This window comes from Acidovorax sp. GW821-FHT10A04 (genome assembly GCF_059415825.1).
This window is the reverse complement of record NZ_JBWKNZ010000009.1, coordinates 170,711-192,529: the sequence shown is the minus strand read 5'-3', so window position 1 is coordinate 192,529 and position 21,819 is coordinate 170,711. Positions and strand designations below refer to the sequence as shown.

23 protein-coding genes are annotated in these 21,819 nt (G+C 65.8%); 7 read left to right on the top strand and 16 right to left on the bottom strand.

Going from position 1 to position 21,819, the window contains the following annotated elements:
- Positions 1-7: 7 nt before the first annotated feature.
- The 3 genes from AC07PF_RS19890 to orn form a co-directional block, all read right to left on the bottom strand.
- Positions 8-1,477 (bottom strand): sensor domain-containing diguanylate cyclase, encoded by a 1,470-nt coding sequence (locus AC07PF_RS19890; RefSeq protein WP_494612965.1) that lies wholly within the window; start codon positions 1,475-1,477, stop codon positions 8-10.
- Between the two features lie 152 nt (positions 1,478-1,629).
- Positions 1,630-3,570, bottom strand: coding sequence for a DEAD/DEAH box helicase (locus tag AC07PF_RS19885; RefSeq protein WP_494612963.1), 1,941 nt, complete (start codon positions 3,568-3,570; stop codon positions 1,630-1,632).
- 331 nt (positions 3,571-3,901) lie between these two features.
- Complete coding sequence (gene orn / locus AC07PF_RS19880; RefSeq protein ID WP_007858462.1) at positions 3,902-4,489, bottom strand: oligoribonuclease; 588 nt, start codon at positions 4,487-4,489, stop codon at positions 3,902-3,904.
- A 37-nt stretch (positions 4,490-4,526) separates the two neighbouring features.
- On the opposite strand from orn, the gene AC07PF_RS19875 reads away from it, so the two are divergent.
- Genes AC07PF_RS19875 through rsgA form a run of 3 tightly spaced genes read left to right on the top strand, consistent with a single transcriptional unit; the run spans position 4,527 to position 7,147 of the window.
- On the top strand, positions 4,527-5,837 hold the full coding sequence (locus AC07PF_RS19875) for a M48 family metallopeptidase (RefSeq protein ID WP_494612962.1): 1,311 nt from the start codon (positions 4,527-4,529) through the stop codon (positions 5,835-5,837).
- On the top strand, positions 5,834-6,190 hold the full coding sequence (locus tag AC07PF_RS19870) for a 4a-hydroxytetrahydrobiopterin dehydratase (RefSeq protein ID WP_494612961.1): 357 nt from the start codon (positions 5,834-5,836) through the stop codon (positions 6,188-6,190). The genes AC07PF_RS19875 and AC07PF_RS19870 overlap by 4 nt, the downstream gene beginning before the upstream one ends.
- A gap of 12 nt (positions 6,191-6,202) precedes the next feature.
- Positions 6,203-7,147: a ribosome small subunit-dependent GTPase A gene (rsgA, locus tag AC07PF_RS19865; protein ID WP_494612960.1), complete on the top strand. Its 945-nt coding sequence runs from the start codon at positions 6,203-6,205 to the stop codon at positions 7,145-7,147.
- A 796-nt stretch (positions 7,148-7,943) separates the two neighbouring features.
- On the opposite strand, the gene AC07PF_RS19860 is transcribed toward rsgA, so the two are convergent.
- The 6 genes from AC07PF_RS19860 to rpsP form a co-directional block, all read right to left on the bottom strand.
- Entirely contained in the window at positions 7,944-8,930 is a 987-nt protein-coding gene (locus AC07PF_RS19860; RefSeq protein WP_007859797.1) for a CobD/CbiB family protein, read from the bottom strand.
- 63 nt (positions 8,931-8,993) lie between these two features.
- The gene (locus tag AC07PF_RS19855; protein ID WP_238541917.1) at positions 8,994-9,689 is read right to left on the bottom strand and encodes a CoA pyrophosphatase; all 696 of its coding nucleotides are present in this window, start codon (positions 9,687-9,689) and stop codon (positions 8,994-8,996) included.
- Positions 9,690-9,823: 134 nt separating this feature from the next.
- Positions 9,824-10,213, bottom strand: coding sequence for a 50S ribosomal protein L19 (gene rplS, locus AC07PF_RS19850; RefSeq protein WP_007859795.1), 390 nt, complete (start codon positions 10,211-10,213; stop codon positions 9,824-9,826).
- 141 nt (positions 10,214-10,354) lie between these two features.
- Entirely contained in the window at positions 10,355-11,113 is a 759-nt protein-coding gene (gene trmD / locus AC07PF_RS19845) for a tRNA (guanosine(37)-N1)-methyltransferase TrmD (RefSeq protein WP_007859793.1), read from the bottom strand.
- A 27-nt stretch (positions 11,114-11,140) separates the two neighbouring features.
- Positions 11,141-11,710: a ribosome maturation factor RimM gene (rimM, locus tag AC07PF_RS19840; RefSeq protein ID WP_007859792.1), complete on the bottom strand. Its 570-nt coding sequence runs from the start codon at positions 11,708-11,710 to the stop codon at positions 11,141-11,143.
- A gap of 75 nt (positions 11,711-11,785) precedes the next feature.
- Complete coding sequence (gene rpsP / locus AC07PF_RS19835) at positions 11,786-12,037, bottom strand: 30S ribosomal protein S16 (protein WP_007859791.1); 252 nt, start codon at positions 12,035-12,037, stop codon at positions 11,786-11,788.
- Positions 12,038-12,184: 147 nt separating this feature from the next.
- Between rpsP and AC07PF_RS19830 the strand changes: the two genes are divergently transcribed.
- Together AC07PF_RS19830 and AC07PF_RS19825 are read left to right on the top strand one after the other, a co-directional pair.
- Positions 12,185-12,706, top strand: coding sequence for a GNAT family N-acetyltransferase (locus tag AC07PF_RS19830; protein ID WP_007859790.1), 522 nt, complete (start codon positions 12,185-12,187; stop codon positions 12,704-12,706).
- 8 nt (positions 12,707-12,714) lie between these two features.
- Positions 12,715-13,161, top strand: coding sequence for a TM2 domain-containing protein (locus tag AC07PF_RS19825; protein ID WP_494604445.1), 447 nt, complete (start codon positions 12,715-12,717; stop codon positions 13,159-13,161).
- 76 nt (positions 13,162-13,237) lie between these two features.
- On the opposite strand, the gene AC07PF_RS19820 is transcribed toward AC07PF_RS19825, so the two are convergent.
- Both AC07PF_RS19820 and AC07PF_RS19815 read right to left on the bottom strand, forming a co-directional pair.
- Positions 13,238-14,248 (bottom strand): inorganic phosphate transporter, encoded by a 1,011-nt coding sequence (locus AC07PF_RS19820; RefSeq protein WP_007859788.1) that lies wholly within the window; start codon positions 14,246-14,248, stop codon positions 13,238-13,240.
- Between the two features lie 18 nt (positions 14,249-14,266).
- A complete protein-coding gene (locus tag AC07PF_RS19815; RefSeq protein ID WP_007859787.1) occupies positions 14,267-14,914 on the bottom strand; it encodes a DUF47 domain-containing protein in 648 nt (215 codons plus the stop codon).
- A gap of 295 nt (positions 14,915-15,209) precedes the next feature.
- Here AC07PF_RS19815 and AC07PF_RS19810 point away from each other — a divergent pair, with 295 nt between their 5' ends.
- Entirely contained in the window at positions 15,210-15,833 is a 624-nt protein-coding gene (locus tag AC07PF_RS19810; protein ID WP_007859786.1) for an outer membrane beta-barrel protein, read from the top strand.
- Between the two features lie 84 nt (positions 15,834-15,917).
- Here the strand turns inward: AC07PF_RS19810 and AC07PF_RS19805 are convergent, their stop codons facing one another.
- The 5 genes from AC07PF_RS19805 to AC07PF_RS19785 form a co-directional block, all read right to left on the bottom strand.
- Positions 15,918-16,646 (bottom strand): ABC transporter ATP-binding protein, encoded by a 729-nt coding sequence (locus tag AC07PF_RS19805; protein WP_007859785.1) that lies wholly within the window; start codon positions 16,644-16,646, stop codon positions 15,918-15,920.
- Between the two features lie 2 nt (positions 16,647-16,648).
- Complete coding sequence (locus AC07PF_RS19800; protein WP_007859784.1) at positions 16,649-17,431, bottom strand: ABC transporter ATP-binding protein; 783 nt, start codon at positions 17,429-17,431, stop codon at positions 16,649-16,651.
- Positions 17,432-17,451: 20 nt separating this feature from the next.
- The gene (locus AC07PF_RS19795) at positions 17,452-18,531 is read right to left on the bottom strand and encodes an ABC transporter permease subunit (protein ID WP_007859781.1); all 1,080 of its coding nucleotides are present in this window, start codon (positions 18,529-18,531) and stop codon (positions 17,452-17,454) included.
- A gap of 11 nt (positions 18,532-18,542) precedes the next feature.
- Positions 18,543-19,472, bottom strand: a complete 930-nt coding sequence (locus AC07PF_RS19790) for a branched-chain amino acid ABC transporter permease (RefSeq protein ID WP_007859779.1) — start codon at positions 19,470-19,472, stop codon at positions 18,543-18,545.
- Between the two features lie 318 nt (positions 19,473-19,790).
- Complete coding sequence (locus tag AC07PF_RS19785) at positions 19,791-21,146, bottom strand: replication-associated recombination protein A (protein WP_494612959.1); 1,356 nt, start codon at positions 21,144-21,146, stop codon at positions 19,791-19,793.
- A gap of 199 nt (positions 21,147-21,345) precedes the next feature.
- Between AC07PF_RS19785 and AC07PF_RS19780 the strand changes: the two genes are divergently transcribed.
- Entirely contained in the window at positions 21,346-21,798 is a 453-nt protein-coding gene (locus tag AC07PF_RS19780) for a hypothetical protein (protein ID WP_007859774.1), read from the top strand.
- Positions 21,799-21,819: the final 21 nt, after the last annotated feature.

Here is a 21,819-nt window from a genome sequence, read left to right as displayed (position 1 = left end):
TGCGGCATCACGGGCCTGACTGCCGGCGGTCCTTGTCCTTTTGCTGGTAGTAGCGGTTCTTTTCCGCGTACATGGCCTGGTCGGCGCGGTTGATGGTGGCCTCCACCGCATCGCCGGACTGGCAGCTGGCAATGCCCATGGCCAGGCTCAGGTGCTGGCCGGGGTAGAACTGGTTGTTCAGGTCCAGCATGGAGATGATGCGCTCCTGCAGCGCCAGGGCCCCGCGTTCGTCGGTGCCCGGCAGCAGCACGGTGAACTCGTCGCCGCCGATGCGCGCAGCACAGGCCGGCGCGTCCACGGCCTTGGCCAGCACCTCGCCCACGCGGCGCAGCATGGAGTCGCCGGCCGCATGGCCCTGCTCGTCGTTGACGACCTTGAGGCCATTGAGGTCGATGGCGATCACCGACAGTGGCCAGGGGCCCTTGCGCGTGAGCCGGTTGAGCTCCTCGGCATAGAAGGCACGGTTGCGCAGCTGGGTCAGCACATCGTGCTTGCCCAGGTATTCGAGGTAGGCCTCGGCCTTCTTGCGCGCGGTGATGTCCACCAGCGACAGCAGCACCAGGCCCCAGTCGTGCCGGTGGCTGTCGAGCACCGAGAACTGCATGTGGATGTTCACCGCGTCGCCCGACAGCGAGTAGTTCACCACCTCGCGCTGCTGGAAGGTCTTGCCGTCCCACAGGTCCTGCAACTGCTCGCCGAAGGATTCGTGCATCTCGCCGCGGAACACGCGGCCGATGTTGTTGAGCAGCATGTCCTTGCTGGAGGCACCGAACATGCGCAGCGTCTGCTGGTTCACGTCGATGACGCGGATCTCCTGCATGCAGCGGCCCACAAAGTCGGGGTGCACCTTGAGGAAAGTCTTGAAATCGCCGATGCCCTGGGCGCGCACGCCGTCGAGCAGGTTCTTGACCGCGCTGAAATCCTCGACCCACAGCGACACGGGCGAGTGCTCGAACAGGTCGCGTGCGTACTGCTCGCTGCGCTGGATGCGGCGTGCGTCGTTGAACTGCACGGTGTTGTCTTCCAGCGAGACCAGCACCCGGCTCCAGTCGTGTTCGTGGCCCGGCAGGATGCGCGCGCGCACCTGCACGTCCAGGCGCCGGCCATCGAGCGCGTAGTTCACGGTCTGGTTGGAGAACTCGAGCTGCCCATCCCACAGCTGTGCCAGCTCGTGCGATGCCGTGTCGTGGCGGTCGTCGCGAAAGACCTTGTCCAGGTTGGCGACCAGGTGCTCCAGGCTGTCGGCAGAGAACAGCTCCAGGGTGCGGCGGTTGACCTGCAGCACGCGCAGCGAGGCGCTGCACTGGCGCAGGCGGGCCCGGTCTTGGGCCAGGTGGGCACGGATATCGGTCACCCCTTCCGCGCGCCAGCCATCGAACAGCTGTTTGAGCTCGCTGAAGTCCTCAAGCCACAACGACACAGGGGTCAGCTCGAACATGTGCTCGTAATCGGCCCCCGAGGATAGAGATGACACCACGACAAATTCCTCCGTGGGCAATTATTGACGACACGGCTGCAGAAAACAGGCCCGGCGTGGCAGCCGACGCAAAAAAGGGCTGGCACCTTGCGGTGCCAGCCCTTTGGTGAAGCCCGCCGGGGGCGGGTTTCATTCAGCAGGAGGATCTGCGATCAGCGTGCGGGACGGGCGGGACGCTTGCGTGCGTCGTGGGCCACAAAGGGCTTGCCGCCGCCAGCGCCGGCTGGCTTGGAGAATGCGGGCTTGCGCGGAGCGAAGTCGCCACGCGGTGCGCCGGCGTCGGCACGGGGGGCAAAACGGCCCTGGCCGGCATCGCCGAAGCCTGGCTTGCGGCCATAGCCTTCGGCATCGCGGCGCGGAGCGCCACCACCGAAGCCACGGTCTTCACGGGGAGCGCCATAGCCGCCACCGCCGTTGCCACCCTGGTAGCCACCGTCACGGCCGCCGCCTGGGAAGCCGCCGCGGTTGTTGTTGTTGTCGCTGCCACGGCCGGCGAAACCGCCACCAAAGCCGCCACCGAAACCACCACGGTCGTTGCCGCCGCGGTCATTGCCACGCGCAGGGCCATTGAAGCGGCCGCGCGATGGGTTTTCACGGTTGTCGTACGAGCGGCCCTGGCCACCACGGCCACCGCCGAAGTCGCCACCGCGCGGTGCCTGGGGCGCACGCTGGGTGGGCTCCATACCGGGCACGACTTCCGACTTGAACTGCTGGCGGCTGTAGGCTTCGATGTCGTAGATCTTGCGGCGGTCGCGGAACTCGGCGAACGTCACGGCCAGGCCATCGCGGCCGGCACGGCCGGTGCGGCCGATGCGGTGGGTGTAGTCCTCGGCCTTCATGGGCAGGCCGAAGTTGAACACGTGGGTGATCGTGGGTACGTCGATGCCGCGTGCGGCCACGTCGGTCGCCACCAGGATCTGCACCTGGCCGGCGCGCAGCGCCATCAGGCGGCGGTTGCGCAGGCCCTGGCTCAGGGCGCCGTGCAGTGCCACGGCCGAGAAGCCTTCCTGCTGCAGGTCATTGGCCAGGCCGTCGCACTCCACCTGGGTGCTGGCGAAAACGATGGCCTGGTTGATCGTGGTGTCGCGCAGCCAGTGGTCCAGCAGCTTGCGCTTGTGCTGGGCGTTGTCGGCCCAGTAGAGCACCTGCTTGATGTTGGCGTGCTTCTCTTGCGGAGAATCGATGGTCACCTTCTGCACCGACGAACCGCCGTCGTGCATCACACGCATGGCCAGTTGCTGGATGCGGGGCGCGAAGGTGGCGCTGAACATCATGGTCTGCTTGCGCTGGGCGGTCAGCTGGTTCAGTTCGGCCAGGTCGTCCGAGAAGCCCAGGTCGAGCATGCGGTCGGCTTCGTCGACGACCAGGAACTGCACCTTGTCGAGCTTGATCTGCATCGAGCGCTGCAGGTCCAGCAGGCGGCCAGGGGTGGCGACCACCAGGTCGGCGTTCTGCAGCTTGGCGATCTGCAGTTGGTAAGGCATGCCGCCCACCACGTTGGCGACGCGCAGGCCGCGGCAGTGCTTGACCAGGTCGATGGCGTCGTGCGCCACCTGCTGGGCCAGTTCACGCGTGGGGCACAGAATCAGGGCGCCGGGGGTGGCGGCCTTGAAGTTGCGCGAGCTGGTGGGGTCCTTGCGCTTGGCGCGCTTGGGAGCGGGTTCGCCACGTTCGGCGGCTTCGGCCACGGCGCGCTCGAAAGCAGCACGTTCTTCGGCTTCGGCAGCGGCTTGCTGGTTGATCAGCGTGTGCAGCACGGGCAGCAGGAAGGCCGCGGTCTTGCCCGAGCCGGTCTGGCTGGAGACCATCAGGTCAATGAAATGCTTGGCATCGGCGCCAGCACCCATGGCCAGGGGAATGGCCTTGAGCTGAACGCTGGTGGGCTGGGTGTAACCCAGGTCGGCCACGGCCTGGACGAGTTCGGGGGCCAGGCCCAGTTCCACGAAGCCATTGGGCTCGGCGGTCACGGCGGCGTCGGCTTCAGCGGCAACGGCCACTGCAGAGTCCAGGGCGGAGGACTGCACGGAAATGTCGGCAGCAAAGGAAGTATCGGCAGGCGCGAATTCGCCCTGCACCAAAGAGGTGTCGGTCATGAATTTTTCTCTCACGAAGACGGTCGCGGGCGCAGCCCACGATTGGCTTCGTCAAATGGTTAAAAAACATCAACCATCAAACGAAACCTGCGCTGGCTCTACTGGCCAAAGCGGGTGGGCGTTATTCGCCAGTCCTGCACTGTCGAAGGACAGTCGGCTGGCAAGCCCGGTGTGTGAGGGGAGATGCACAATCTGCGAGGGGATTCCTGCGCAGCCAGCGATTATGACACGGATAAGGGTTTCCCCGCAATACCCTTCAACTTCGCAACCCCGGTGGCGCGACCTGCCACCTGGCGCCCCCTTCAGGGCGCGCCGGGCGGCTGCAGGTGGCTTACTTCGCCCCCACCGACAGCAAGTGCTCGCGGTAGTGGGCCAGTTCGTCGATGGACTCGTGCACGTCGGCCAGGGCAGTGTGCTTTTGCGCCTTCTTGAAGCTGGTGTAGGCCTCGGGCTTCCAGCGCTTGGCCAGTTCCTTGAGCGTGCTGACATCGACATTGCGGTAGTGGAAGAACTTCTCCAGCTTGGGCATGTAGCGCACCAGGAATCGCCGGTCCTGGCCAATGCTGTTGCCGCACATGGGCGCCGTGCCCTTGGGCACGTACTGGGCCAGGAAGGCGATGATCTGCTGCTCGGCCTCCTCCTCGGTCACGGTGGAGGCCTTGACCTTGTCGATCAGCCCGCTGCGGCCATGGGTACCCTTGTTCCAGGCGTCCATGCCGTTGAGCAGTGCGTCCGACTGGTGGATGGCGAACACCGGGCCCTCGACGCGGGGCTCCAGGGTCGGGCCGGTCACGACGACGGCAATTTCCAGCAGGCGGTCGGTGTCGGGCTCCAGGCCGGTCATTTCGCAGTCGAGCCAGACCAGGTTCTGGTCCGATTTGGCGAGCTTCTGGGGGGTAGGGTTGTTGACTTCTGACATGGCCGGCATTGTCTCCTATGACCTAAACTCCCTGCACATGGCTCCCTCAGAAGACTTTTCCCCCTCGATGCTGCTCACCCTGGCCTTCGCCGCAGCCCTGATCGTCGGCCTGGCGCTCCGGTTCTGGCTGGCCAGCCGGCAGGTCCGCCACGTGGCGCGCCACCGCGCCAGCGTGCCGGCGGCCTTCGCCGAGCGCATCCCCCTGGCCGCGCACCAAAAGGCGGCCGATTACACCGTCACCAAGGCACGCCTGGGGATGCTGGAGATGGCGCTCGGTGCCGCGGTGCTGATGGGCTGGACCTTGCTGGGCGGCCTGGATGCGCTGAACCAGGCGCTGGTGGCCGCGATGGGCGGCGGCATGTGGCAGCAACTGGCCCTGCTGGTGGCGTTTGCGGCCATCAGCGGCCTCATCGACCTGCCGCTCTCGCTCTACCAGACCTTCGTGGTGGAGGAGCGTTTTGGCTTCAACAAGATGACGCTGCGCCTGTGGCTGGCCGATGCGCTCAAGGGCCTGCTCGTGGGCGCTCTCATCGGGCTGCCGATCGCGGCGCTGATCCTGTGGCTGATGGGCGCGGCCGGCCCCCTGTGGTGGCTCTGGGGCTGGGGCTTCTGGATGGGTTTCAACCTGCTGCTGATGGTGATCTACCCGACCTTCATCGCGCCGCTGTTCAACAAGTTCCAGCCGCTCGAGGACGAGTCGCTCAAGGAACGCGTGACGGCACTCATGCAGCGCTGCGGCTTCTCGGCCAAGGGCCTGTTCGTGATGGATGGCAGCCGCCGCAGCGCCCACGCCAACGCCTACTTCACGGGCTTTGGCGCGGCCAAGCGCGTGGTGTTCTACGACACGCTGCTGCGCCAGCTCGCGCCCGGCGAAGTGGAGGCCGTGCTGGCCCACGAGCTGGGCCACTTCAAGCACCGCCACATCGTCCAGCGCATCGTGGCCATGTTCGCCATGAGCCTCGTGGGCTTCGCGCTGCTGGGCTGGCTGTCCAACCAGGTATGGTTCTACACCGGCCTGGGCGTGCGCCCCAACATCTCGTTCGATCCGGCCCTGGCTGCTGCGCCCAACGATGCGCTGGCGCTGTTGCTGTTCATGCTGGCGGTGCCGGTCTTCACCTTCTTCATCTCGCCGCTCTTCGCGCGGCAGTCGCGCCGCCATGAATTCCAGGCCGATGCCTATGCCGTCGCCCAGGCCAGTGGTGCCGACCTCTCCTCGGCCCTGCTCAAGCTGTACGAGGACAATGCCTCCACGCTGACACCCGACCCGGTGTACGTGAAGTTCTACTACTCGCACCCGCCTGCCACCGAGCGGCTGGCGCGCATGCACACCCCGGCACCTGCCCCATGACTTCGCCCTCCTCTTCTTCGTCCATGCTCCCAAAAAAAGACTGGTCGGCCATCACGCGCCGCGCACTGACCGCCACCGAGGTGGTCACCCAATTGGCCAAGGTCGAGGGCTGGAGCCTGGCCGGCGACGGTGCCGACGTGGCCATCGAGAAGACCTACTGCTTCGCCAACTACTACGAAACCATCTCGTTCGTGAACGCCGTGGCCTTCGTGGCGAATGCGCAGGACCACCACCCCGACCTGTCGGTGCACTACAACCGCTGCGTGGTGCGGCTGAACACGCACGACGTCAAGGGCATCTCCAGCACCGACTTCGAGTGCGCCGCCCGCTTCGACGCACTGGTCGCCCTGTGAGGCAACAACACCATGGCTGAGCGCAGCGCCCTCATGGAAGGCACGGTGGTCGCCAGCCACGGGCGCCATTGCATGGTCGAGACCCCCGATGGCGAGCGCCGCATCTGCCACCCCCGGGGCAAGAAGAGCCAGGCCGTGGTGGGCGACCACGTGCTCTGGCAGGCCCCCCCACCCGGCCAGGGCGAGGAAGGCACCATCGAGAAGGTCCAGGAGCGGCGCAACCTGTTCTACCGCCAGGACGAGATCCGCACCAAGTCCTTCGCAGCCAACCTGGACCAGGTGCTGATCCTCATCGCAGCCGAACCCGTGTTTTCCGAGAGCCAGCTCTCGCGCGCCCTGATCGCCGCCGAGGCGGCGCAGATCACCCCCATCATCGCCCTCAACAAGAGCGACCTGGTGGAGCCCTTCGCGCGCGCCTGGGAGCGCCTGCTGCCTTACCGCCACATGGGCGCGGGCAAGCACTACGGCGTGCTGCCGCTGTCGCTGCGCCTGTCGAGCGACGTGGACCGGGCCCTGCTCATGGAGCACCTCACGGGCAAGACCACGCTGGTGCTGGGCCCCTCGGGCTCGGGCAAGAGCACGCTGATCAACCTGCTGGTGCCCGGCGCCACGGTGCTCACCGGCGAGATCTCGCAGGCCCTGAACTCGGGCAAGCACACCACCACCAGCACGCACTGGTACTGGATGGACAAGGAACGCACCACGGCGCTGATCGACTCGCCGGGCTTCCAGGAATTCGGCCTGCACCACATCGCGCCCATGCAACTGGCGGCCTGCATGCCGGACATCGCAGCGCATGCCACGGACTGCAAGTTCTACAACTGCACGCACCTGCACGAGCCGGGCTGTGGTGTGATCGACGCGGTCAAGCGTGGCCCCGAGGACGATGGGATCAGCGAGAACCGGTACCGGATCTATGGGGATCTGTTTGCTGAGTTGAGCCATACGCGGTATTGAATACCGGGAAGATTCTGTAGCGATGGCTGCTTCTGTCGCTTGTTGAGGGCGGAGGCCGGGATGTGCGCCCGGCGGCGCACCTACTTGTCTTTTGCTTCGCCAAAAGAAAGTAGGCAAAGAAAAGGCGACCCCGCTGCCCGTGTCCCCCTCGCCCGGTGGGCGAGGGGGCAGCCTGCGATGCTCCAAGCTGGGGTGCGCCTCGCAACTCACTGCGTTCCCCCTGCGGGCGAACTCCGTTCAGACATCTGCGGCGAGTCAGATCACGAAGCGCGTGTGTCCTTCGGCACACGCGCCACCCCAGCTTCTGCGCTTCTCGGCACGGTCAGAAGGGGGTGGATACCAACACGGGCCATTGCTTCGCTCGGCTCGCCAGGGCGATCGCCCCCCAACCGTCGGCAGCGCGCAGCGCGAACCGACCCCAGGCGCAGCTGCGCAGCAGCAGCCGATTGGTACCCGCTCCCCACCCCTGCTGGCTGCGCCGAGAAGCGCAGGAGCTGGGGTGGGTGCATGTGCCGAAGGACACATGCACTTCGTGGTCTGGCTTGCCGATGCTGTTTGAGCGGAGTTAACCCGCAGGGGGAACGCAGCGAGTTCATCGGCACCACCCCAGATCCGAGCATCGCAGGTTGCCCGCAGCGAAGCGGAGGGACGCAGACTGGGGGTCGCCTTTTCTTTGCCCACTTTCTTTTGGCGACGCAAAAGAAAGTGGGTGCGCCGCCGGGCGCACATCCCGGCTCCCGCCTTCAGCACAGGCATGCTGCACAAGCCAGCCAACCACTCACCCAAGAAACAAAGATCAGCCCAGCAAGCGAGCCAAGGTCAACAAAGCCAGCAGCAGCATCCACACCACCACCGACCTCCACACCAACCCCACGACACTGCGCAGATGCCCGACTTCAGGCTCCCGCCCCGGGGTGGAGTCGCTGTCCCCCATATCAGCATCGATCTCCAGCCCCTGCGGCGTATGCAACACCGACCGGGCCTTGAGCGCCTCGCCCCCCAGGCGGACGTTGATGGCCCCTGCCGTCGCAGCCAGCACCACCCCATCGTTGTCATTCGGAAAACGCTGCGCATGGAAGCGCCAGCCTTCGATCGCCTCCTCGAAGCTACCCACCACCGCAAAGCTCAGTGCGGTCAGCCGCGCAGGCACCCAGTCAATCACCGTCCAGGCCTGGGCCGATGCGCGTTGCAACGATTCGCTCGCGGGTTGGGCGCCCATGCGCTGGCGGTAGTGCCAGTAGCGCGAGGCGAATTCGGCCAGCCGGTACAGCACCGCGCCCGTGGGCCCCAGGCCCAGCGCGGCCAGCACCGAGAACCAGGCCAGCACGCCGAACACGTGGCGGTGGGCGGCGAGCACCGAGTACTCGATCACATGGCGCACGATCTCGCTGCGCGGCAAGAGGCCCACGTCCACCTGCTGCCAGTGGGCCAGGCGCTCGCGGGCCGCGTCCTCATTGCCCTCTTCCAGCGCATCGCGGATGCCGGTGAAGTGGTGGCTGAACTGGCGAAAGCCCAGGGTGACGTAGAGCACCGCCACGCTCCAGAGCACGGCGAACGGCCAGCCCAGCCCCCACAGCAGCAGCCAGTGGATGGCCAGCACCACCAGCGACGGCACGAGCACCGCCAGACCCCAGGCCACCCAGCCATGGTGGGACTTGCCGGCGTCGAAATTGCGGCTCACCGACAGGGCCCATGCACGCAAGCCTGCGTGGATGGGATTGCTGCGGGCCAGCGGACGGGCCTGCTCGATCAGCAGAGCGAACAGGATGGCGAAGAAACTCATGGGCGCCAATGATACTGGCGCTGCGCGTTCATGGAACGGCTTTGCAATTGCCGGCCGCCAGGCTCAGGCCAGCATGAAGCGGTAGAAGTTGCGCAGCATGCCTGCCGTGGCACCCCAGATGTGGTGGTTCTTGTCACCGTCCTGGTAGGGCATCGAAAACCATTCACGGGCCACCCCCTCCCACTCCAGCCGGTGGCGCTGGTGGTGGGCCGGGTCGAGCAGAAAAGCCAGCGGCACCTCGAACAGGTCCGCCACCTCGTAGGGGTTGGGCGTGAGCACGCAGTCGGGTTGCACCAGCGCGACCACTGGCGTGATGATGAAGGAGGTGCCGGTCACGTAGACGGGCAGCGAACCGAGCACCTCCACGTACTGGCGTTCGAGCCCCACTTCCTCGTAGGCCTCACGCAGCGCGGTGTCCGCCGGGTCGGCATCCTCGGGGTCGGCGCGGCCGCCGGGAAAGGCGATCTGCCCCGAGTGCGTGGACAGGTGCGCCGTGCGCTCGGTCAACAGCACCATGGGTTGCTCGCGCAGCACGATGGCCAGCAGCACCGAGGCATGGGCCGGCTCGCGGTTGGCGAACTTGCGCTCCAGCACCACCTCGGGCTCCCACTGCGGCGGTTGGGCAAACCGCAGGCGCAACGCCTCGGGGGTCTGCGCGGCCAGCGCAACAGAGGGCAGGTGCCCGTCCACCCCCACCACCGGCACCTTGCGCGGATCGAAATCGGGCAGGGTGGACAGGGGCGGAATGACGGAGGACACGGGGCTGATCGGTGGGTTCACTGCGGTGGCAAGGTGCAAGGTGGTGGGCGAGATGGATGGCAAACAGGGAGCGGCAAAAAAGCAAAAAGCCGCTACAGGCTGGCTGTAGCGGCTTGTCTGGACGGGGCCAGTCCTCAGGCGGCAGTGGCTGCGGCAGCAACCTTGACGCGCGAAGGCAGCTTTTCCTTGATACGTGCCGACTTGCCGCTGCGGTCACGCAGGTAGTACAGCTTGGCACGGCGCACGTCACCGCGGCGCTTGACTTCGATGCCGGCGATCAGCGGGCTGTAGGTCTGGAACGTACGCTCCACGCCTTCGCCGCTGGAGATCTTGCGCACGGTGAAGCCGCTGTTCAGGCCGCGATTGCGCTTGGCAATCACCACGCCTTCGTAAGCCTGCACGCGCTTGCGGGTACCTTCCACCACGTTCACGCTCACGATGACGGTGTCACCAGGGGCGAATTCGGGGATGGTCTTGTTCAAGCGGGCGATTTCTTCCGCTTCCAGGGTTTGAATCAGGTTCATGTTTACATCCAACGATCATGTCCGCGCCAAAAAATGGCTTCGTCGGGATTGACGGTTCTGTGTCGTGCGGGGCCCCAAAAGATCAGGGCGCCAGGGCAAAACGGCCGGCCAGAGGATCGAAAAGCCTTTGATTATAGCAAGTCAGCGCAATTTGGCCAATACGGCCTCGTCGGCGGGGGTGATGCGGCCGGCCCCACGGGCTGCCGCAATCAGGTCCGGGCGGTGGCGCGCGGTGATGGCCAGGCGCTGGTCACGCCGCCAGCGCTCGATCTGCGCATGGTGGCCCGACATCAGCGCAGCCGGCACGGCCTGGCCTGCCCACTCTTCGGGGCGGGTGTAGTGGGGGCAGTCGAGCAGGCCGTCGAGCGCGGGGTTGAAGCTGTCGAGCTGGTGGCTGCCCTCGTCGTTGAGCACGCCGGGCTGCAGGCGCGCCACGGCATCGAGCAGCGCCATGGCGGCGATCTCGCCGCCCGAGAGCACGAAATCGCCCAGGCTGATCTGCACGTCCACATGGGCATCGATGAAACGCTGGTCGATGCCTTCGTAGCGCCCGCACAGCAGCACCGCCCCGGCGCTGGCGGACCAGCGCTCCACGGCTGCGTGGTTGAGCGGCGCACCGATGGGCGAGAACAGCACCAGCGGGGCCTGGCCCTCGGCGGGCTCGGCCCGCTCGCTGCGGATGGCCGCCAGGCAGCGCGCCAGCGGCTCGGCCAGCATCACCATGCCGGGGCCGCCGCCAAAGGGCCGGTCGTCCACACGGCGGTAGTTGCCCTCGGCATGGTCGCGCGGGTTCCACAGCCGCACGTCCACCTGGCCGCTGGCATAGGCGCGCCGGGTCACGCCGCTGGCCAGAAAAGGCGCAAACAGCTCGGGGAACAGGGTGATGATGTCAAAGCGCATGGTGCGCAGCCGTCTGCTACCGTGGGCTCAGTAGTCGGGTTGCCAGTCGACGGTGATGCGCTTTTCGGGCAGCTCGACCTTGTCGACGAAGTTGGCAACGAAGGGAATCATGCGCTCCTGCACCTTGCCCCCCTCCTCGTACTCGATCACCAGCACGGTCTGCGGGCCAGTGGAGAGCAGCTCGCGCACGCTGCCCAGGGCCAGCCCTTCGCGATTGACCACGGCCAGGCCGATCAGGTCCACCCAGTAGTACTCGTCGGTGGCGGTGGAGGGGAAGCTCGAGCGCGGCACGAAGATGCGCGCACCGCGCAGCGCCTCGGCGCCGTTGCGGTCGTCGATGCCCTGGGCCCAGGCCACCACGGTGTCCGAATGGTCCTTGGCCTGGCGGATCGGCAGCAGCACGGTGCCCGAGAAGGTCTTGGCACCCCGCTCGGAGGGCTGCAGGTACCAGCTCTTGGCGGAGAACAGGGCCTCGGGGTTGCTGCTGTGGGGCAGCACCTTGAACCAGCCCTTGATGCCCCAGGCATCGGCGATGCGCCCCACTTCGACGGCGTCGGCAGGCAGTTCTGCGGGTTCGAGGGTCAGGTTCGTGGCCATGGAATGGATCTCGGAAATAGGAAAAGGGCGGGTTCCGCCAGGCAAGCCGACGGAACCCGCCCTTTTCAGGGAGCTTTAAGCAGCCTTCTTGGCGGCTTGCTTGATCAGGCGGTCCACGGTAGGCGAGGACTGGGCGCCCACGCTCTGCCAGTACGTCAGGCGGTCCTGGGCGATGCGCAGGCCTTCTTCGGTTTCCTTGGCGGTGGGGTTGTAGAAGCCCAGGCGCTCGATGAAGCGGCCATCGCGGCGCACGCGCTTGTCGGCAACGACGATGTTGAAAAATGGACGGCCCTTGGAGCCGCCGCGAGAGAGTCGAATGACGACCATGATTTATCCTTCGGGTGTTGGGTTCCGGCAATGCCTGCCGAAAGCCACAGTGTTCGCAACCATATTCGCAACGCTTGAGACACGCGACATGGCCACCCGGCCAGCGACACGCTGCAAAGCCCGCGATTATATCCAATTCCCCCTTTCATGCTTATTGTTCGTCCAAGTACCGACGCCGACCTGCCCGCGATCACCGCCATCTATGCCCACCATGTGCTCAACGGCACCGGTACTTTCGAGATAGATCCCCCCACCGCAACCGACATGGCAGGCCGCCGCGCCGACGTGCTGGCGCGCGGCCTGCCCTGGCTGGTGGCCGAGCAGGAGGGACAGGTGCTGGGCTTTGCCTACGCCAACTGGTTCAAGCCGCGCCCGGCCTACCGCTTTTCGGCCGAGGACTCGATCTACGTGGCCGACAGCGCCCGCGGCATGGGGGTCGGCCGCCAGTTGCTGGCCGAATTGATCGCCCAGGCCGAGGCGGCGGGCGTGCGCAAGCTGCTGGCCGTGATCGGCGACTCGGCCAACGCCGGCTCCATCGGCGTGCACCGCGCCCTGGGCTTCACGGACGTGGGCGTGCTGCGCTCCATGGGCTGGAAGTTCGGCGCCTGGCGCGACATCGTGCTCATGGAAAAGACCCTGGGCGCGGGCGACACCACTTCGCCGGAATAATCCACCCCATGAAAAACAAAACCCTGGCCGCCTGGCTGGCCTTCCTGGGCGGCCCTTTGGGCCTGCACCGCTTCTACCTGCACGGCATGGGAGACATGCTGGGCTGGCTGCTGCCCATCCCCACGGCGCTGGGGATCTATGGCATCCAGCGCGTGCAGCAGCTGGGCCAGGACGACCACTACAGCTGGGTGCTGATCCCCCTGCTGGGCTTCACCATCGCCGGCTGCGCACTGCGCGCCATCCTGTACGGCCTGACGACGCCCGAGCGCTGGAACGCCCGCTACAACCCGAACACCCCGGTGGACGCGCCCGCCGGCCAGACGCAGTGGACCACCATCGGCGCCATCGTCCTGGCCCTGCTGCTGGGCACCACGGTGCTGATGGCCAGCCTGGCCTTCAGCTTCCAGCGCTATTTCGAGTACCAGATCGAGGAAGCGCGCAAGATCTCGCAATAGGCCCTTCTCCACGAAAAAAGGCCTCCGGGATGCATCATCCCGGGGGCCTTTTTCTTGGCCGGTGCCTGGCCGCGGCTCAGTACAGCTGCAGGCTCACCCAGTAGGCGATGGCCGCCACGAAGGCACTGGCCGGGATGGTGAGCACCCAGGCCCAGACGATGTTGCCGGCCACGCCCCAGCGCACGGCGCTGGCGCGCTGGGTCGAGCCCACGCCGACGATGGCGCCGGTGATGGTGTGCGTGGTGGAAACCGGGATGCCCAGTGTGGTGGCCAGGAACAGGGTCAGCGCCCCGCCCGTCTCGGCGCAGAAGCCGCCCACGGGCTTGAGCTTGGTGATCTTCTGGCCCATGGTCTTGACGATGCGCCAGCCACCGAACATGGTCCCGAGGCCGATGGCCACGTAGCAGCTCACGATGGTCCAGGTCGGGGGCGAGGCATCGGTCGTCGAGGCATAGCCCGTGGCGATCAGCAGCAGCCAGATGATGCCGATGGTCTTTTGCGCATCATTGCCGCCATGGCCCAGGCTGTAGGCCCCGGCCGAGACGAGCTGCAGGCGCCGGAACCACTTGTCCACCTTGCTCGGCCGCGAGCGCCGGAAGATCCAGGCCACGGCCACCATCATCAGCGAGCCCAGCGCAAAACCCAGCAGCGGCGAGACGAAGATGAAGGCCACGGTCTTGAGGATGCCGGTGGAGACCAGCGCGCTCGCGCCGGCCTTGGCGATCACCGCGCCCACGATGCCGCCGATCAGCGCATGCGAGGAGCTGCTGGGGATACCGTAGTACCAGGTGATCACGTTCCAGGTGATGGCGCCCACCAGGGCGCCGAACACCACGTGCGTGTCCACGATGCCGGGCTGCACGATGCCCTTGCCCACCGTGGCGGCCACGCTCAGGTGGAACACGAAGATGGCCACGAAATTGAAGAATGCCGCGAACAGCACCGCCTGCGCGGGCTTGAGCACGCCGGTGGAGACCACCGTGGCGATCGAGTTGGCGGCATCGTGGAACCCGTTCATGAAGTCGAACAGGAGGGCGAGCGCCACGAGCAAGATGACAACCCACAGGGCTGCTTGTACGGTTTGCATGCTGCTGGACCCTGTCGATCAGGAGTTCTCGAGGACGATGCCCTCGATGCAGTTGGCCACGTCCTCGCACTTGTCGGTGATGGTTTCCAGCAGCTCGTAGATGGCCTTGAGCTTGATCACTTCGCGCACATCGGGCTCCTCGCGGAACAGCTTGCTCATGGCGCTGCGCATCACGCGGTCGGCGTCGGATTCGAGCTTGTCGATCTCCTCGCAGGTCTTGAGGGCGGCCTCGGCCACGGCAGGGTCGGCGATCTTGTCGAGCAGCTTCACGGCATCGCGCACGCGCTCGCAGCACTTGAGGCTCAGGTCCGTCAGGCGCGTGATCTCGTCCGTCATGTGGCGCACGTCGTACAGCGCCATGGTCTCGGCCGAGTCCTGGATCAGGTCGGCCACATCGTCCATGGTGTTGATCAGCGTGTGGATCTGCTCACGGTCGATGGGGGTGATGAAGGTCTTGTGGATGGCCTTGTTGACCTCGTGCGTCACGCGGTCGGCAGCCCGCTCGGCGTTGTCGACGTCCTGGTTGTACTTGTCGCGCAGGTGCGGATCGTTGTAGTTCGCCACCAGTTGCGAGAAGGCGCGAGCCGCTTCCACGATGCGGTCCGCATGCTGGTTGAACATTTCGAAAAAGTTGCCTTCGCGTGGCAACAGCTTGGCAAACAGCATGGGAGAGGCTCCTGGAACGGGGGATGGGATTTCTTGAAAATGACGACGCCATGACAAAACCATGACGCCAGCGTGACTGCCCGGAGTTTAACCGCCGGGCCATTCCAGGCCGACCCGAGACCCATCCGAGCGGCCCCGCGGCCCCAACCGGCAGATCGCCGGATCCCCGGGCTGGGCCTACCCGCCAGCTGCCCACAGTCCTACAGGGGCAGGCCGGGCCACGCCTTAGATTGGGCGTTCGCCTCGCGGGCACACCCCTCCCGCCGAACTTCTCCACGATCCAAGGACATACCCCATGCCATCCCCGCTCCGAATGATTCCCTGGCTGGCAGTTGCTGCAGCCGCCTGCGCCGCTACCGGCGTGCAGGCGCAGACCAGCAGCAGCAACAGCGCGGCAAAACAGCAGCGTGACTCTGTCATCCCGTACACCCAACAAGGCTACATCGGCCTGAGCGGTGGCCGCTCCAACTACGATCTCAACGCCGGCCCCGCTGGCACCGGCCTGGGCTTCGACGACTCCGACGCCGCCTGGAAGCTGTCCACCGGCGGCTATTTCCACCCCAATGCCGGCGTGGAACTGAGCTACCTGAATGCCGGCAAGGCCCACCGCCTGGGGGGCACCACCCGGGCCCAGGGCGTCAACCTGAGCCTGGTCGGGCGGGCCCCGCTGAACGAGCAGTTCGACCTGTTCGGCAAGGTGGGTACCACCTATGGCCGCACGCGCACCACGGGCTTCTCGGGCCTGGGCGTGGCCACGGGCAAGGACAGCGGCTTCGGCCTGTCCTACGGCCTGGGCGCACGCTGGAACTTCAACCAGCAGTGGGCCGCCGTGGTGGAGTGGGAGCGCCACAAGTTCCACTTCGCGGACGACAACTCGGGCGTGAAGATGACCACGCTGGGCGTACAGTACAAGTACTGAGCGCGGCCTGGCCTGCCATCGGCCGGCACCCGCCATGAAAAATGCCGCCCCGAGGGGCGGCATTTTCTTGCGTGCAGCGGGTGCTTACTCGCCCAGGTAGGCGGCGCGCACCTTGGGATCGCTCAGCAGTTCCCGGCCCGGGCCGGTCATCGTGATCAGGCCCGACTCCATCACGTAGCCACGGTCGGCGATGGCCAGCGCGCGGCTTGCGTTCTGCTCCACCAGCACGATGGTCACGCCCAGGGCGTACACGTCGCGCACCACCTCAAAGATCTTGTCCACCATGATGGGCGACAGGCCCATGGAGGGCTCGTCCAGCAGCAGGACCTTGGGCTGGCTCATCAGCGCGCGACCCATGGCCAGCATCTGCTGCTCACCGCCCGACATGGTGCCGGCCAGTTGGTCCTTGCGCTCGCGCAGGCGCGGGAAGATGGTGAACATCTTCTCGATGTCGGCCAGGATGCCGGCCTTGTCCTTGCGGATGTAGGCGCCCATCTGCAGGTTCTCGGTGATGGTCATGCGCGCAAACACGCCACGGCCTTCCGGCACCATCACCAGACCATCCTTGACCAGGTCCCAGGCGCCCTTGCCCTTGATGCTCTTGCCCAGGTACTCGATGTCGCCATCGCCCATGGGCAGCGTGCCCGTGATGGCCTTCATGGTGGTGGTTTTGCCGGCGCCGTTGGAGCCGATGAGCGAGACCAGCTCGCCTTCGCGCACTTCGAAGTCCACGCCCTTGACGGCCTGGATACCGCCGTAGGCCACCTTCAGGCCCTTGACCTGCAGCAGTACCTTGTTGGATTTTTCGGCCATTCTCAGTGTCCTCCGGTGCCCAGATAGGCCTCAATCACTTTTTCGTTCTTCTGCACTTCGGCAGGGTTGCCTTCGGCAATCTGCTTGCCGTAGTCGAGCACGGTCACGCGATCGCACAGGCCCATCACCAGCTTCACGTCGTGCTCGATGAGCAGGATGGTGCGGTTGTCGTTGCGGATGCGGTCGATCAGCTCGCGTAACAGCACCTTCTCGGTGGCGTTCATGCCGGCGGCGGGCTCGTCCAGGGCGATCAGTTGGGGGTCGGTGGCCAGGGCACGGGCGATCTCCAGGCGGCGCTGGTCGCCGTAGCTCAGGGTGCGCGCCTTGTAGTCGGCAAACTTGCCGATGCCCACGTAGTCGAGCAATTCCTGCGCGCGCCTGGCGATGGCCAGCTCTTCCTCCTTGAAGCTTTTGGTGCGGAACACCGCTCCCACCAGGCCGGACTTGGTGCGGATGTGGCGGCCCACCATCACGTTCTCGAGCGCCGTCATTTCGGCAAACAGGCGGATGTTCTGGAAGGTGCGGGCAATGCCCGCCTTGGCCACTTCGTGCACGGCCGTGGGCTCGTAGGGCTTGCCGGCCAGCTCGAAGGTGCCACTGTCAGGGGTGTACAGACCGGTGATCACGTTGAAGAACGTGGTCTTGCCTGCGCCGTTCGGACCGATCAGGCCATAGACCTGGCCGCGCTCAATCGTGATGCCCACGTCGGAGAGGGCCTGCAAGCCGCCGAAGCGCTTGGAAATGCCCGCAACCTTCAGCACCACATCTTTGGATTTCTCTGCCATGTTCTAACTTTCTGCGGTGTTCAGGACTTCTGCGTGAGGCTCTTGCCGTGCTCGGGCGCGGGCCACAGGCCACGGGGGCGCATCAGCATGATGACGATCATCGCCACGGCAATCAGGAACTGGCGCAGGATGGCAGAGTCGAGGCGGCCATCGGTCATGGCCTGCAGCGGACCGGCCACGTAGCGCAGCACCTCGGGCAGGGCCGACAGCAGCACGGCACCCAGGATCACGCCGGGGATGTGGCCGATGCCACCCAGCACCACCATGGCGACGATCATGACCGACTCCATCAGGCTGAAGGATTCGGGCGAGACAAAGCCCTGGAAGGCACCGAACATGGCACCCGAGACGCCACCGAACGAGGCGCCCATGCCAAAGGCCAGCAGCTTGAGGTTGCGGGTGTTGATGCCCATGGCCTTGGCGGCGATCTCGTCTTCGCGGATGGCCATCCAGGCACGGCCGATGCGCGAATCCTGCAGGCGGTAGCAGATGACGATGCTGATGATCACCAGCACCAGGAACAGGTAGTAGTACAGCGTGACGGAGTTGATGTCGAAGCCGAACAGCTCCAGGCGCTTGCCCAGGTCCAGACCGAAGATCTTGACCGAGTCGATCTGCCCCAGGCCCTTGGGGCCGTTGGTCAGGTTGACCGGGTGGTCCAGGTTGTTCAGGAAGATGCGGATGATTTCACCGAAGCCCAGCGTCACGATGGCCAGGTAGTCGCCGCGCAGCTTGAGCGTGGGCGCCCCGAGCAAGGCCCCGAACAGCGCCGCGACCAGCGCCGCCAACGGTATCACCAGCCACAGCGAGGTGTGCAGGCCGTTGGGGAACATGGCCGCAAAGGCTGTGAAGGTATCGGCCAGGTGGGGCGATGCCATCAGCGCGAACAGGTAGGCACCCACGGCATAGAAGGCCACGTAGCCCAGGTCGAGCAGGCCGGCGTAGCCGACCACGATGTTCAGGCCCAGGGCCAGCATCACGTACAGCAGGGCCAGGTCGGCGATGCGCACCCAGGCGTTGCCGAAGAATTGCAGGATCAGCGGGAGGATCAGCAGCGCGATGCCGCCGACGACCCATTTGGCAAGGTTGTTGTTCTTCATGGCGAGGGTCCTCAGGCTCGATCCGCCACACGCTCACCCAGCAGACCCGAAGGACGCAGCGTGAGAATGATGATCAGCACGATGAAAGCAAAGATGTCGGTGTAGTGGCTGCCCAGCAGGCCGCCTGTGAGGGCGCCGATGTAGCCCGAGCCGATGGCTTCGATCAGGCCCAGCAGGATGCCGCCGACCACTGCGCCGGCCAGGTTGCCGATGCCGCCGAACACGGCGGCCGTGAAGGCCTTGAGGCCCGGCAGGAAGCCCATGGTGTGCTGCGCCGTGCCGTAGTTGGAGGCGTACATGATGCCGGCAATGGCCGCCAGGATGGCACCGATGATGAAGGTGGCCGAGATCACCATGTCGGGCTTGACACCCATCAGCGAGGCCACGCGGGGGTTCTCTGCCGTGGCGCGCATCGCGCGGCCCAGGTTGGTGTGGTTCACCAGGTAGACCAGCGAGGCCAGGGCGATCGCAGTCACGCCCAGGATCAGGATCTGGGTGGGGGTGATGAAGGCGCCACCGATCTGGAACGGCGAGCTCGGGAGCATCGTCGGATAGGGCTTGTAGTTGGGCTTCCAGATGATCATGGCCAGCGTCTGCAGCAGGATGGACATGCCGATCGCGGTGATCAGGGGGGCCAGGCGCGGACTGCTGCGCAGCGGCCGGTAGGCGACTTTTTCAATCACGAAGTTCAGGGTGGCCGCGACCACGCAGGCAATGATGGTCGCCAGCAGCAGGATCAGCCAGCCAGGTGCGCCGGGCATGGCCCCTTGCATCAGGCCGATACAGCTCCAACTGGTGAGTGCACCGATCATGAGCACCTCGCCGTGGGCGAAGTTGATCAGTTGAATAATGCCGTACACCATCGTATAGCCCAAGGCTATCAAGGCGTACATGCTGCCGAGAACCAGACCGTTGATGATCTGTTGCAGCAAAATGTCCATAAGAGAAGTCCTTCGTTTGTAACGCACCCCAAGCGCAGGCACCGGAATCGGTACAGCCTTGTGGGCCCGACTGCCATCTAGCAAAAAACCCGCCAGAAATGCAGCTGTGCGGGTTTGTGGACGGGATTGTAGCCAGTAGTGTCAGGAGCCCCCCTCCAGGATTGGCGGGGTTTTCCCTCGGGTTCGCAAGTCCATCAGCGACCGCCCGGGTACATAAGTAATTTTGATACACGCAAGAATATTGCTGCGCAAACTTATTACCGCACTCATGCAAAATCGGCATAACGCCGGATTCAACGCAATTTGTCCTGCTGCCCTTCAGTCCTCGGGGTGCACTGCGCCATCGGCCGTGCTGTTGCGATCACGCAGCTCACGCAATTTCTGTGCGATCTTGATTTCAAGTCCGCGCTCCACCGGCTGGTAGAAGCCGGGCGCTTGCATGCCCTGGGGCAGGTAGTTTTCGCCCGCCGCGAAGCCGTCCTCCTCGTCGTGCGCGTAGCGGTAGCCCTTGCCGTAGTCGAGCTGCTTCATGAGCTTGGTCGGTGCATTGCGCAGGTGCATGGGCACCGGGCGCGTGCCATCTTGCTTGACCCAGGCGCGCGCCGCGTTGTAGGCCTTGTAGACGGCATTAGACTTGGGCGCAACGGCAAGGTAAACCACGCACTCGGCCAGCGCCAGCTCGCCCTCGGGCGTGCCCAGGCGCTCATAGACCTCGGCGGCATCGAGCGCCAGGCGCAGCGCGCGCGGGTCGGCCAGGCCGATGTCCTCGCTGGCCATGCGCACCAAGCGCCGCGCCATATAGCGCGGGTCGGCCCCGCCATCGAGCATGCGCACCAGCCAGTACAGCGCCGCATCGGGATCGGAGCCACGCACGGATTTGTGCAGCGCGCTGATGGTGTCGTAGAACTGCTCGCCGCCCTTGTCGTAGCGGCGCATGCGCTCGCCCAGCACCTTGAGCAGCCACGCATCCGAGATCTCGGCCAGTTGCTCCTGCGTGGCCGCCATGGCCAGGGTTTCCAGCGTGTTGAGCAGGCGCCGGGCATCGCCGTCGGCATAGGCCACGAGCCGGTCGATGGCGTCCTGCTCGATGGCCGGCAGGGCGCCCTGCTGCTGGGCCAGTGCCACGAGCTGCTGCAGATCCTCGGCCGACAGGGGCTGCAGCACATAGACCGCAGCGCGCGATAGCAGCGCAGAATTGACCTCGAACGAGGGGTTCTCGGTGGTCGCGCCGATGAAGGTGAACAGGCCGCTTTCCACGTGCGGCAGGAAGGCGTCCTGCTGGCTCTTGTTGAAGCGGTGCACCTCGTCGACGAAGACGATGGTGCGCTGCTGCATGAGGCCATCGCGCGCGAGTTCGGCGCGTTCCACCGCCTCGCGGATGTCCTTGACCCCGCCCAGCACGGCACTGATGCTGATGAACTGCGCGTCGAAGGCGTCGGCCATCAGGCGCGCGATGGTGGTCTTGCCCACGCCCGGTGGGCCCCACAGGATGCAGCTGTGCGGGCGGCCCGACTCGAAGGCCAGGCGCAGCGGCATGCCCGGCCCGAGCACCTGCTGCTGCCCGATCACTTCGCCGAGCGTGCGCGGGCGCAGGCGCTCGGCCAGCGGCTGGTGGGTGGCGCCGGAGGCAGGAGAGGACGAAGAACTGCGCGAGGAACTCATGAAAGGGGCCATCGTGGAAGGGTGGATGCCATGGCGGGCACAGCATCCAGATGGAGGTTCGGCAGCCCACTGCAAGCGGACGGCATGCCCGATTCCAACACAGGCCTGCACCCGAAACGCCAACAATGTCACAGAATCCTGCGGCCCCTGGCATGAACCTGCCCGGGCCTGGCCTATAAAGCGGGCAGACAACTGCCCTATTTTCCTCGCCATGGCACATTCGCATCCACTTCGGCATTGGCTGCGCCCGCTCGCGCTGGCCGCCCTGGCCTTCTCCAGCTTCGCCCTGCCTGCGCTGCAGGCCCACGCACAAAGCACGCGCCCCGCGGCGAGCGCGGTCGTGCAGGACACGGCCACGGCCCTGGTCGGCTGGTGGGAGGAGTACTCGCCCTCCTCCAACATCGTGCAGTTCCTGCCCGATGGCACGGTGCGGCTCTACCTCAAGAAAGGCGAGATCGATGCACTGCGCAGCCTGGACGGCACCTGGAAGGTGGCGAGCGATCCGACGGGCATCGAGATGGTGTTTACCGTGCGCGGGCGCACCCTGACCCGGCGCGCACAGATATCCTTCGAGGGGCCGGAAATGGTCATCCACGAAGGAAAGACCCAACCGACCCGCCACCGCCGGCACTCGGGCCAGTTGCCCGAGGCCTACCTCTGGTGAGGCCGCTTCCCCCGGCCTCCT